This is a genomic window from Chromobacterium sp. LK1, assembly GCF_001043555.1.
GTDB lineage: Bacteria > Pseudomonadota > Gammaproteobacteria > Burkholderiales > Chromobacteriaceae > Chromobacterium > Chromobacterium aquaticum.
The window spans coordinates 347658-360176 of the sequence record NZ_LDUI01000018.1; the positions used below are offsets into that span (position 1 = coordinate 347658).

General features: G+C 62.4%; 11 protein-coding genes. 5 read left to right on the forward strand and 6 right to left on the reverse strand.

Annotated elements, in window-relative coordinates; all coding sequences use genetic code 11:
* Positions 1–76: 76 nt before the first annotated feature.
* From VI26_RS10175 to VI26_RS10185, 3 genes are all read right to left on the reverse strand, one after another.
* Positions 77–1999, reverse strand: coding sequence for a pyridoxal-dependent decarboxylase (locus tag VI26_RS10175; RefSeq protein WP_048409603.1), 1923 nt, complete (start codon positions 1997–1999; stop codon positions 77–79).
* A 45-nt stretch (positions 2000–2044) separates the two neighbouring features.
* On the reverse strand, positions 2045–3511 hold the full coding sequence (locus VI26_RS10180) for an amino acid permease (RefSeq protein ID WP_053074351.1): 1467 nt from the start codon (positions 3509–3511) through the stop codon (positions 2045–2047).
* Positions 3512–3949: 438 nt separating this feature from the next.
* The gene (locus tag VI26_RS10185; protein ID WP_231463241.1) at positions 3950–5161 is read right to left on the reverse strand and encodes a murein transglycosylase A; all 1212 of its coding nucleotides are present in this window, start codon (positions 5159–5161) and stop codon (positions 3950–3952) included.
* Between the two features lie 268 nt (positions 5162–5429).
* On the opposite strand from VI26_RS10185, the gene VI26_RS10190 reads away from it, so the two are divergent.
* A complete protein-coding gene (locus VI26_RS10190) occupies positions 5430–5723 on the forward strand; it encodes a BON domain-containing protein (RefSeq protein ID WP_048409606.1) in 294 nt (97 codons plus the stop codon).
* 397 nt (positions 5724–6120) lie between these two features.
* Entirely contained in the window at positions 6121–6375 is a 255-nt protein-coding gene (locus tag VI26_RS10195) for a hypothetical protein (protein WP_048409607.1), read from the forward strand.
* Positions 6376–6412: 37 nt separating this feature from the next.
* Here VI26_RS10195 and lysA read toward each other — a convergent pair whose 3' ends face one another.
* Positions 6413–7648: a diaminopimelate decarboxylase gene (gene lysA, locus VI26_RS10200; RefSeq protein WP_048409608.1), complete on the reverse strand. Its 1236-nt coding sequence runs from the start codon at positions 7646–7648 to the stop codon at positions 6413–6415.
* Between the two features lie 125 nt (positions 7649–7773).
* On the opposite strand from lysA, the gene VI26_RS10205 reads away from it, so the two are divergent.
* Positions 7774–8691: a LysR family transcriptional regulator gene (locus VI26_RS10205; protein ID WP_048409609.1), complete on the forward strand. Its 918-nt coding sequence runs from the start codon at positions 7774–7776 to the stop codon at positions 8689–8691.
* A gap of 16 nt (positions 8692–8707) precedes the next feature.
* Here the strand turns inward: VI26_RS10205 and VI26_RS10210 are convergent, their stop codons facing one another.
* Positions 8708–9415, reverse strand: coding sequence for an alanyl-tRNA editing protein (locus VI26_RS10210; protein ID WP_048409610.1), 708 nt, complete (start codon positions 9413–9415; stop codon positions 8708–8710).
* A 253-nt stretch (positions 9416–9668) separates the two neighbouring features.
* Here VI26_RS10210 and VI26_RS10215 point away from each other — a divergent pair, with 253 nt between their 5' ends.
* Together VI26_RS10215 and VI26_RS10220 are read left to right on the forward strand one after the other, a co-directional pair.
* Positions 9669–10286, forward strand: a complete 618-nt coding sequence (locus VI26_RS10215; RefSeq protein WP_331282551.1) for a pseudouridine synthase — start codon at positions 9669–9671, stop codon at positions 10284–10286.
* Between the two features lie 286 nt (positions 10287–10572).
* Positions 10573–11889, forward strand: a complete 1317-nt coding sequence (locus VI26_RS10220) for an NAD(P)/FAD-dependent oxidoreductase (protein ID WP_048409612.1) — start codon at positions 10573–10575, stop codon at positions 11887–11889.
* Between the two features lie 207 nt (positions 11890–12096).
* Here VI26_RS10220 and VI26_RS10225 read toward each other — a convergent pair whose 3' ends face one another.
* A complete protein-coding gene (locus VI26_RS10225; protein ID WP_048409613.1) occupies positions 12097–12465 on the reverse strand; it encodes an Mth938-like domain-containing protein in 369 nt (122 codons plus the stop codon).
* Positions 12466–12519: the final 54 nt, after the last annotated feature.

Consider the following 12519-nt stretch of genomic DNA (forward strand, 5'->3'; position numbering starts at 1 on the left):
AAAGCCGGACAAACTCATAGTCAGCGTTGGGTCTGGTAATGAAAAAAAGCTCCCGGCCAGGCCGGGAGCGCTTGTATCAGGCGGCGATGCGCGCATCGGCCTTGTCGTCGAGATCGACGATCTGGGCCAGCTTGGCGGCGAAGACGCTTTGCAACTGTTCCCAGTAGGCGTCGAAGTCTTCGGCCTTGCGCAGGAAGTGGGTCATCACCGCGGCGCGCAGGATGTAGACGCTTTCCACCTTGTCCCATTCGGCGCGGCTGAAGCCGCGGCTGGCCACGTAGTGCCACGGGGTGTCGCCGTACTCTTCCACCGACAGCGAAGTCGAGGAGGTCAGGAAGTCGTTGGTGTAGGTGCGGCCGGAAGCGTAGGAGCAGATCTCGTACATCTTCTTGTTCAAGCGGTTGTGGTCTTCCAGGCTGTCGTTGCCGATTTCCTTGAAGGTGAAGTTCACCATGTGGAAGTCCGGATGCATGATGGGGCGCACTTCAAACTGGCGGCGTCCCACGGTCAGCGGCTTGGCCGTGGCCAGGCGCTGGGCGAACCAGTCGGCGGTCACGATGCCGCGAGCGATCACCTTGCCGTAGCCGCCGATGTTCAGCGGCACCAGGCGATGGGCGGCCCATACCGCGGCGGCGGTGGCGCCGGCCTTGGAGCCTTCCATGATGGAGGAGCCCAGCACTACCTTGGTGTCGGCGCCGGTGTCCTCGTCCACTTCTTCGAACACATAGGCGGCGTGGTAGGAGATCAGGTCGACGATGCGCTTGTCCTTCATGCACACGGCGCCGGCCGCGTACTGGATGTAGCCCACCTTGTGCGGGTCCACGGTGATGGAGTCGGCCTCGGCCATCGCCTTGAAGCCTTCATAGACTTCGCGCTTGGGCCAGGTCACGCCGGCCGGGATGATGTCCTCGGCGCGGTAGCGCGCCACCAGCGCGTCGTAGTCCATGAACTGATTGTTTTCGTCGAGGAACATCGCGCGGACATAGCCGCCGTAGGCCGCGTCCACATGCACGTAGAAGGAGGCGCCGTATTTCTGCTCGCACTCGGCGCGCAGCTTGATCACCTCGTCGACATGGTCGATGGAGCCTTCCTCGGTGGTGCCCACCACGGACACCATGGCCAGGATGGGGTGGCCTTCCTCGATCAGGCGGAAGGTGATTTCGCGCATCTTGGCCACGTCGGTGCGGTAGTTCTCGTCCACCGGCAGCGGCACGATGTGTTCCTGGCCAATGCCCAGCACGTCCATCGCCTTCATCCACGAGTAATGCTTGGACTGCGGCACCAGGATCTTGCCCAGCGAGCCTTGCTTGATGCCTACGCCGCGGCAGGACAGCGCGCGCACTTCTTCGAACAGACCACGCTTTTTCAATTCGTCGGTCAAGTCCAGCACCGCGCTGGGAGACAGGTTCAGCAGTTCGCGTTCGCTCTTGCCGGCCACCAGGTCGCGCGCTTTTTCATGCTGGGCGATGGCCAGCGGGATGGTCTTCAGATTGCGCGCCACCCACATGCCTTCATAGTTGGCCACGGTGCCGCCGGAGGTGATGTGGCCCCAGCCGCGCTTGGGGTCGTAGCCGAACATCCGGCACAGATCGAGGCCGGCTTCCACTTCCAACTCGGTGGTGGTGGGCGAGGCTTCGTGCGCGCAGTTGTTCGGGTTGTACATCATGGTCATCACGTAGGCCAGGTTCGACACCATCAGCGTGTCGGCATTCATGTGGCCCAGATAGCGCGGGGAGAACCAGGGCACCGAGGTGTTCTTCAGCTTGGAAGACAGCTGGCGCAGGATGCCTTCGGTGCGGTACAGGGTTTGGCGAAAGTCGGTGGCGTGCTGCTCCACCGGTGTCACCAGCGCCGGATCTTCCGGGTGGAAGTCGGCGCGCCAGTGCAAGTGCTCGGAGACGGCGTATTCCATCATTTCCTTGAAGAACACGCGGTTTTCGGATTTGGGGCCGATGAACAGAGCATCGACGTTGAGCGAGGAAGAATTCTGGCTGGTCATGTCGGATTTACCTTGTAATTTGATAGTGAGGCTGAAGCAGCGGGTTCATTTGCCTTCGGCGGGACGCGCCTTGCTGGCGGGCGAGGTACGCGGCGCGACGCCGGCGGAGCGGGCGTGCTTGGCCTTTTGGCCATAGGCGTAAACCAGGAAGGGGATCACCACCATGACGGCGAGGCCGATGAGCTGGAACTGCAGGTATTCATGGGCGGAGCCATGGAAGCTGCCGGGCGGGATGAAGCCCAGGTAGCCGGCCAGCAGCGAGATGGCGAGGCCGAGCCCGGAGCAGATCCACATGCCGAGCTTGCCGCCGGGAACGCGGAAGCTGCGTTCCACGTCCGGGCGCTTGTAGCGCAGATAGATGGCGGCGGAGAACATGAACAGGTAAGCCACCAGGTAGACGAGCCCGGTCAGGCCCATCAACATGAAGTAGAAGTTATCCACATTGGGCATCACGGTGATCAGCACGCCGACGATGGTGATGGCCACCGCCTGGATCAGCACCAGGGTCACCGGCACGCCGTGACGATTGGTCTTTTGCAGGAATTCCGGCAGCGCGCCGGAGTCGGCGGTGGCTTGCAGGCCGCGCACCGGGCCCAGCACCCAGGAGTTCACTTGGCCAACCAGGCCCAGGCCGATGCACAAGCCCATGACCGGAGCGAGCCAGCCCATGCCCCATTGATTGAAATAGAGCTCGAACGCCTGCATCAGGCCGGCGGTCATCGAGATCTTTTCTTTGGGAATGGCGACGAAGATGGCGGCGGAACCGATCACCGACAGCAGCACCATGATCACCGACACCAGGATGATGGCGATCGGGTAATTGCGGCGGGCATCCTTGATGGAGGAGACGTTGGACGCGGACACTTCCATGCCCATCACCACGAAGATGAAGCCGATGAACAAGCCCAGGGTGCCGCTGTCGCTAAAGCTAGGCACCAGGTTGTTCCAGCTCCAGGACACATCGGTCATGATCGGGTGGCCGCCGGCCAGATAGGCGATGCCGCAGCCGATCAGCACCACGCCGGGCATGAATACGCCCAGGCTCACGCAGATGGTGGACACCCAGCCCAGGGTTTTCACGCCGCGCATGTTCACCAGGGTGCAAGCCCACCAGATGCCCAGGATCATCGCCAGCATGTAGAGCTTGTTGCTGGCCAGGGCCGGGTTGAACACATAGGCGAAAGTGGCGGCGATGATCATGATGATGGAGGTCATGCCGAACACCATCTGTATCCACTGCATCCACACCGCGACAAAGCCCATGCGCTCGCCGAAGGCCTCGCGCACCCAGATGAACAGGCCGCCGTCCTGCGGCCAGGCGGTGGCGAGCTCGGCCGACACCAGCGCGGTGGGAACCAGGAACAGCAAGGCGGCTGCCAGTGTTAGAAAAATCGTCATCATCCCCGGCTGCGCGGTCATCGGCAGCGTGCGGACGCTGACGACTACGGCGGCGGTGATCATGACGAAGGCGAAGACGCTGATCTTGGGAGGCGTCTTATCTACGGTCGTCATTTTTGATCTCCATCGAATAAAGCAATAAAAACGTTCAAACTAAAAATTTCGAAAATCTTAGTAATTTCGCCTTTGTGTCTATTTGATGAAAGTCAACATTAGGAAAATGCAATAAAAGATAATTCGTATGGAATATTTTGAAAGACCGGGGAAAACCTTGTCTGGCAAGGGTTTCCTTAAGTTGGAACCTTATGCTCGCGAATCCGGCGATGGAGGGGTTTTGACTGGACTTCGCGCGATGCGCAGTGAGACGGGGAAGAGAGAACGCGCCGGGAGACCGGCAGGGAAGACAAAGCAAGCGCGGCGCCGAAGAGACGGCGCCGCGGAAGAGGGCTGGCTTTTTAGCGCTTGCTCAAAGTCTCGGGCAAGAGCGAAACAAGGCGTTGCGGCTGAAAAACGTGTTCCGAGTCATGGTGCGCGGTGGACTCGAAACAGGTTTTACAGCGCCTGGGAAGGGTTCATGCCTTTGGGCAGCAGCATCCACAGATTGCCTTGCTGCTTCATCCTGCCCGCGTACATGCCGGCCTCGGTGCCGTAGCCCCAGAAGAAATCAGCGCGCACGGCGCCCTTGATCGCGCTGCCGGTATCCTGGGCGTGAACCAGCCGCGCCAGCGGCTGGCTCGAGTGCGGCCAGGTGGTGACGAGATAGACCGGCGCGCCCAGAGGGATGTAGCGCGGATCGACCGCGATGCTGTAGCCGCCGGTCAGCGGCACGCCCAAGGCGCCCACCGGACCGCCGTTGTCTCCGGGCAAGGTCTTGAAGAACACATAGCTGGGGTTGACCGCGAACAGTTCCTGCTGGCGCTGCGGGTTGCGCGCCAGCCAGTCCTTGATGCCCTGCATCGATGCATTGCTCATGGTCAGTTCGCCCTTGTCCACCAGCCACTTGCCTATCGATTGATAGCCATAGCCGTTCTGTTCGGCGTAGCCGATGTGGACGAAGCTGCCGTCATCCAGCTGGATGCGGCCGGAACCTTGCACTTGCAGGAAGAACAACTCCACCGGGTCTTCAACCCAGGCGAGAATGGGCGCATTGGCCACGCCCTTGCCCTGATTGATTTCGGCGCGAGTGTAGTATGGCAGCAGACGCTTGCCGTCCAGCCGGCCTTTCAAGCGCGTGCCGCGCGCGTCGGCGGGAAAGTCGGCGGGGCGGACTTCAATATCGCCGGTCGGGCTCAGCGTCAGCCGGTTGGGGCCGCTGCGACGAGCCATCAGGCTGGACTTGCCGCGCGCCGCCTGCGGCACGTCCACGCTGTAAAAGTCCGCCGGAATGCCGTAGACCGGCCAGGGCGTGCGCGCGCTGCGCATGCGGCTGCCGCTGAGCAGCGGCTCGTAATAACCGGTGATCAGCCCGCTATCGCGGCTGCCGTCATTGACTTTCCAGGCGGCAAAGCGGTTTTCGAAAAACTGGCGCACGGCCGGGGCGTTCTCATTGGAAATGCCATCCGCCTGGCGACAGACATCCGCCCAGCCGGGTTTTTTGGCGATGGCCTTGCAGCTCTGTTTCAAGGCGGCCAGCGTATCGCCCAGCTCCTGCTGGCCCCAGGCCGGCAGCGCGTTTGGTGTTCCGGTGTCCCGCGGCCCACCGCCGGGCTTGCCGGGAGGGCTGGAGGTGGAACAGGCGGCGAGGCCGATGACGAGCAGCAACAACAACCATTTTCTTAACATGCGGACGATTCTCTGAAACGGGACTGGACAACGGGGTGATTGCGAACCGGCTTGATTCTACGCTGCGCCAAGCATGACGGGGGATTGCGTGCGTCAGCAATTGTTGCGTCGCCGCCAATGACGCGGCCATTGCGCTACGTTGTCATGGACCGGCAACAAAATTGAAAAGTTTCCTCGCTAGTATGCGGTAAAACTTTTGCGCTGGAGCCCGAGGCTTGAGCGCTTGCAGGCCATATCACTGGAGAGACTGATGAAACGTTTTTGCATTCGCGCGCTGCTGTTGAGTTCCCTGTTGTCCGTTGCCGCCCTGGCCCATGCCGAACAGACCCCGCCGACCGATGAAGAACTGGCCGCCAGCGTGCAGCAGGCGCTGAACAGCGATGCCGAACTGCAGACGCTGGGGCTGAAAGTGAGCAGCAAGAAGAGCGAAGTGACGATAGAAGGCGGCATGACCGACGATCAGCAGATGTTCAAGGCCGGTCAGATCGCCGAGAAAGTGCCGGGCGTCAAATTCGTCATCAACAATATGGTGCCGAAGAACTGAGCTAGCGGGTCTTCCTGCCGGCTGGGCGGGCCAGCACAACGCGACAGGGCGCTTTGGCGCCCTGTCGTCATTTCCACCGCCATGTGGTGATCAGGCGGGAACACGAGACGAATATCCGCCGTGCTAGCGTTGGATCTATGCGCTGAATTTAAGATTAATCCGATTGTGGCGGCGTCTCATATTCAGAAAAATGTCAGGTGCTGTCGGCCGACAGCCTTGAATCCCCTGTTTGAGGCGGGGGCCGCTTTTGCTGGCGGCATATGGGCGCCGGAATGGGGCTGTGGCCGGATCATGGTTTTTAAATTAGCGGTTTGGCGCGGATGCCGTCCAACTGCAAAGCACCGGGCACAGACTCATGGCATACGCACCCCTACTTGGCAGGACCTTCTCTCACCGCATGCAGCAACAGCCGGCGGAGCAAGTGGACAAACTGATTTCCAGACTGGAGGGCTCGGAAGAGGCCAAGCTGGTCTACTGGGACGAGCGCAGCCAGCGGCTGCGCGCGCTGAGTCCACGCTCGCGCCGCGGCCAGCAATTGCTGGCGCGTGGCCTACAGGCACCGCAAGTAGTGGGGGTCTTCGATGGTTACGCCAGCTACCAGGATATTTTTCAGGCGTTTCAGGAAACGCTGGCGGATTTGAAATTGTGCTGAGCGCGCGGCCGGCTTTGAGCCGGCCGCGTGGTTCGCGCTACACCTGTTCCAAGGCCAGCAGTTCCGCCATCGTCTGGCGGCGGCGGATCAGGCGGCTGGTGTCGCCATCCACTAGGACTTCTGCCAACAGCGGGCGGCTGTTGTAGTTGGAGGACATCGCGGCGCCGTAAGCGCCGGCGTCGTGGAACACCAGCAAATCGCCAACCTGGGCATCGGGCAGCATGCGGCTTTCCACCAGGCCGCCTTCTTGCTGGGTGAATACATCGCCCGATTCGCACAAGGGACCGGCCACTACGCTGGGAATGTTCCCGCTCTTCTGCTCGCCCTCAGCCGTCAGCACTGAAATCTCGTGATGGCTGCCATACAGCGCGGGCCGCATCAGGTCATTGAAGCCGGCATCCACGAGTACGAAATGGCGGCTGCCCATCATCTTGACTGCACGCACTTCGCTGATCAGCGCCCCGGCCTCGGCCACCAGGAAGCGGCCGGGCTCGATTTCCAGCCGTACCGGATGGCCTAGCCGGCTTGCGATCTGCTGTCGCGCAGCATCCCAGAGCCCAAAGTAATGCGCGGTGTCGATGCGGGCATCGCCGTCGCGGTAGGGAATGGACAGGCCGCCACCGGCGGAAATAGCCTCGATATCGTGTCCCAGGTCGGCAACCAGTTGGACCATGGCGCCGCAGACCTGCTGCAGGTGGTCGTAGTCGACGCCGGAACCGATATGCATGTGCAGGCCAACCAGATGTAGCCGGTATTGACGTATCACCGCCAAGGCTTCGGCGAGCTGTTGGTGCCAGATGCCGTGCTTGCTGTTCTCGCCGCCGGTATTGGTTTTCTGGCTATGACCGTGGCCGAAGCCGGGATTGATGCGCAGCCAGACCTTGTGGCCGGGCGCTGCCGCGCCCAGTTGGCGCAGCATGTCGATGGAGCCAGCGTTGACGGTGATGCCCGTGGCCACCACCCGCTGCAGCGTCGCGTGGTCCAGCACGTCGGCGGTGAACACGATGTCGGAGGGCTCGGCGGAGTCGGCCTGGTAACCGGCGGCCAGCGCGCGATCGATTTCACCCAGCGATACCGCGTCCACTTTGACCCCCTGTTCCCGCATCAGCCGCAGGATGTGGGTGTTGGAGTTGGCTTTCTGCGCGTAGCGGATCACGTCGAAGCATTTCAGTTCGGCGATGCGCTGGCGGATGGTATCGGCGTGATAGACCCACAGTGGTCCGCCGTACTGGCGGGCGAGGGCGGCAAGCTGCTTAGGCGTGAAGCATTTCATGTTAGGCGGATCGAAAGTGGGGGATGGCCACATCATCGCGCCTGCTACGGCAAAAATAAAATATCAAATTATCGCAAGTTCTTTCATTTATGATATGGGTAGAGGGTGTTTCAGCGGAGGGGCGCATGCGGATCAGCCTACGCCATATCGAAGTGTTCCGAGCAGTGATGACCACCGGCAGCGTGACCGAGGCCGCCGCGCTGCTGCGCACCTCGCAGCCCACGGTCAGCCGTGAGCTGGCGCGTTGCGAGCAATTGCTGGGCATGAGCCTGTTCGAACGCAGCCGCGGCCGGCTGCGACCTAGCGCGCAGGGTTTACAGCTGTTCGAAGAAGTGCAGCGCAGCTATTTGGGCTTGGAGCGCATCGTCAGCAGCGCCGCCGCCATCCGGCAGTTCGAGCGTGGACAGCTGTCCATCGCCTGCCTGCCGGTGTTCGCCCAGGCCTTGCTGCCGGCGGTCGCCCGCGCTTTCCTGGAGCGGACGCCGGGTGTCAGTCTGAGCATCGCGCCGCAGGAGTCGCCTTTGCTGGAGGAATGGCTGGCGGCGCAGCGCCACGACCTGGGCCTGAGCGAAAGCGGCCATGCGCCGGCCGGCACCGAGTTGGAGTCCTTGCTGCTGGCGGACGAAGTCTGCGTGCTGCCTGAAGGCCATGTCTTGCTCGAGCGGCCGGTATTAAGCCCGGAAGACTTTGCCGGGGAGGCGTTCATCAGCTTGGCGGTCACCGACAGCTACCGCCAGCAACTGGACCAAGTGTTCGCCGAGCGCGGCATCGAGCGGCGCATGTTGGTGGAAACCCATAGCGCGGCATCGGTTTGCGCGATGGTGCGCCAAGGCATAGGCGTAGCCGTCGTCAATCCCTTGACGGCGCTGGAGTACGCCGGGCATGGCTTGGCGACCAGGCGCTTCAGCGTGTCGATTCCGTTCGCGGTCAATCTGGTGCGGCCATTGCACCGTCCAGCCTCGCCGCTGCTGGCGCGCTTTGTCGATTGTCTGAAAACGGAGCTGGCCCATATCGGCCGGCGCCTGGAGGCGTCGGCCGGCTGATGCCGCCGGTGGGGGCTTAGTCGCGCAGCGCCACCACCACCCGCTTATTGCGCGCGCCCTTGCTTTCTATCTTCTTCACCAGCACCGGGCCGATCTCGCCGGTGCTGCGCACATGGGTGCCGCCACAGGGCTGCAGATCAATGCCGTCGATATTGATCAGGCGGATTTCCGGCAAGTGCAGCGGCGGCGTCACCGACATGGTCTTGATCAGCTCCGGCTGTCGTTGCAGCGCCTCGCCGCTGCTCATTTCGATGCGCACCGCGCGGTCTTCCGCCACCAGGCGATTCAGTTCGCTCTCGATGTGCTCGCGATCCAGTTCCATGCCTTCCGGCAGATCGAAATCCAGGCGGCCGGATTCCGCGCTCAGATTGCCGCCGGTGACGCCGGCCTTGATCACCACCGACAACAAGTGCAGACAGGTGTGAATGCGCATGTGGCGATGGCGGCGCGCCCAATCCAGCTCCAGCGTGACCGGCGTGCCGGCGGCGAGCCGTGGTGTATCGGCGGGCAGCAGATGGACGATGGCGCGCGTTTCGCGGTCGCGGCGGGTGTCGTTTATCGCACAGCCGCCGCCGTCCCAGCTCAGCGTGGCGGTGTCGCCGGGCTGGCCACCGCCCAGCGGATAGCACAGCGTGTCTTCCAGCACCAGGCCGGCGTCGTCATGTCGTGCCACGCGGGTTTCCAGCCGAGTCTGGTAGGGATCGATGTAAAAACGCTCTGCCATGGTGAAGCATCCTTTCGAGGAGATTCCGGGGAGGGACCGCGGCCAGGGAGAAACGTGGCCGTCATCATTTGAGAATGCTGCCGGCGGTTGTGGATTTCAAGAGACAGCGCTGGCGAAAAATCACGGCTACAGCTTGTCGCTGCGGCGTTTAGCGCTGATAATCGCCGCCTTTTCAGCGTTTCAGTCTGTTGCCGTCATGACCCTCCGCCATAATTTGGAACATTACACTCCGCCGCCCGACACCGGACTCGACGTGATCTACGTCGATGAAGCCATGCTGGTGCTGAACAAGCCCTCGGGGCTGTTGTCCGTGCCTGGCCGCGGCGAGGACAAGGCGGATTGCCTGATCAGCCGCGCGCAGCGGGTCTATCCCGACGCGCTGACCGTGCATAGACTGGACATGGCCACTTCCGGCCTGGTGGTGATGGGACGCGGCGCCAATATGCAGCGCGCTTTGTCCATCGCCTTCATGGAGCGCAAGGTGGACAAGCGTTATCTGGCGGTGGTGGACGGCATCGTCGAGCAGAACAGTGGCACCATAGACCTGCCGCTGATCATAGACTGGCCCAACCGCCCGCGTCAGAAAGTGGACTTTGAGCACGGCAAGCAGGCGATCACCCACTACCGGGTGGTGCTGCGTGACAGTCAGCGCCAATGCAGCCGCGTGGAGCTGGAGCCGGAGACTGGCCGCGCCCATCAGTTGCGCATGCATATGCTGCACCTTGGTCACCCCATTCTGGGCGATGACATCTATGCGCCGGAGGCGGTGCTGGCCAAGGCCGATCGTCTGCTGCTGCATGCGGAGCGGCTGACTCTGCGTCACCCCATCACTCGCGAAGAGATGAGCTTCGACGCCAAAGCGCCATTCTGAATTGTAAACCAGCGCGCGCGGCCATGCCGCGCCGCAGCTTGATTTGCGCGCCTATTCCCCGTTGGCCGCGCCACGTCCATTCCCCTCCAATATCGCCCAAAGTGTCGGCTGAGCCGCGTTCGGCCATCGCGTCATCGCGATGCCAGCGGCGTTTGGGGCCATAAAAGATTGGCTAGCCTTGCCAGTCTGTGCATACTTCCGTTTTGATCTGAAGCAAGAACTCCCTAAACAAGCGCGTTGTCGCCAGCGTCCTTGTTTAGAGATTTCTACCTTGTAAGGATCTGTCATGCTAAGTCGCAACTCCGCATTGCCCAGCATTGTCGTCGTCGGTGGAGGCGCCGGCGGCCTGGAGCTCGCTACCCGGCTGGGACGCACCTTGGGCACGCAGCACAAGGCCCGCATCGTGCTGGTCGACGGTTCTCCCACTCATATCTGGAAACCCTTGTTGCACGAGGTGGCCACCGGCGCGCTCAATACTGGCGAGGACGAGGTGAATTACTTCGCTCACGGTTACCGCAATGGCTATGAGTTCGAGTTCGGTTATATGCAGTCGCTGGATACCGAGCGGCGTTGCATTCTGCTGGCCGAAGTGAAGGACGCCAGCGGCGAGCAACTGAGCCCGCCGCGCGAAGTGCCCTATGACTGGTTGGTGATGGCGGTGGGGGCCGAAGCGAACGACTTCGGCACGCCCGGCGTCGGTGAACACGCGATGTTCCTGAACACGCCGGACGACGCCGAGAAGCTGCGTCACCGAGTGCTGGAACTGGCCTTCCGCTGCAGCAGCGGCCAGCAGCCGCTGGCCAAGCTGGGCATCGCCATCGTCGGCGGCGGCGCCACCGGTGTTGAATTGGCGGCGGAGCTGAATCATACCTTGTGCGAACTGCATCATTACGGCGCGCGTCTGCAGCCGGAGCGCGTGGAAATCAGCGTGATCGAGGGGGCCGACCGCATCCTGGCCGCTGCGCCGCCGTCGCTGTCCGCTTATGCCCAAGAGCAGTTGGCCGCGCGCAATATCAAGGTGCTGACCGGCAGCCGGGTCGCGGCGGTGTGCGCCGACGGCGTGGAGTTGCGGGATGGCGCAAAGGTGAGCGCCGACATCACCGTCTGGGCCGCCGGCGTCAAGGCCCCCGCCTGGCTGGCCGGTTTGGGAGGCTTGCAGACCAACCGAATCAACCAGCTGCAAGTGGACCCGTGGCTGCGCTGCCAAGGCGCGGCCTGCGTGTATGCCTTGGGCGATTGCGCCGAGGCGCCGGACGGCGACAGCGGTCGCAATCTATCGGCCACCGCCCAGGTGGCGCACCAGCAGGCGCGCTGGCTGGCGGACGAGTTGAGCCGACGCGTGGCCGGTCGTCAGGGCAAGCCGTTCGCGTTCAAGCCGCAAGGCATGCTGGTGTCGCTGGGCAAGCACAGCGCGGTGGGCAGCTTGGCGGCGGTGGTGGGACCCAAGCGCGATTACTATGTGGAGGGTCTTGGCGCCAAGCTGATCTATAGCTCGCTGTACCGCATGCATCAGGCGGCGGTGCATGGCTGGGTGCTGGCCGGCCTGCTCTATATCGGCGACAAATTGCGCCGGGCGGCGCGGCCGTCCTTGAAGCTGCACTGAGGCGGTCAGCCCATGACAAAAAAGCCCGCCTGGATGGCGGGCTTTTTTTATGGCGTTGGGTTTAGATCCTGTTTACGATCTGCTGCGCGTCGTGGACTGTTACACGGTGAGTACAAGCTCAAAATGCTCATGTACCACTTGTACATTCCGCTTTTTCGCTCGTTTTCGCCTTGTCTCGCTCTTGCTCGCGAGATCGTAAGCAGGTTCTTAGAGCGCCAGCAGCGCGGCCACCACGCGGCGGTCTTCCGCCAGCAGAATATTGAAGGTACGGCAGGCGGCCTGGGTATCCATGGTTTCCACGCCGATGCCGGCGGTGGTCAGCGCGGCGGACAGCCGCGGGTGGCAGAAGCGTAGATGCTTGCCACTGCCGAACAGCACCACTTCCGGCTGCAGGGCCAGCAAGGCGCTGAAGTGGCTCTCCTGTAGCTCTTCGAAAGCGGCCACCGGCCAGGGCTCTACGCTGTCCGGCGTCACGATCAGATTGCCGTCATGGCGTTGGGCGTTGATCAGAACATGGCCTTCGCCGTAGCCGGTGAACAGGTTTTTTCCCTGCCCCAGCGATTGCTGCATTTTCATATGAGTGCTTCCCGGTTTCGCGGACTTGGCGCAGCCGTCGCGGCCCGGCGCGGC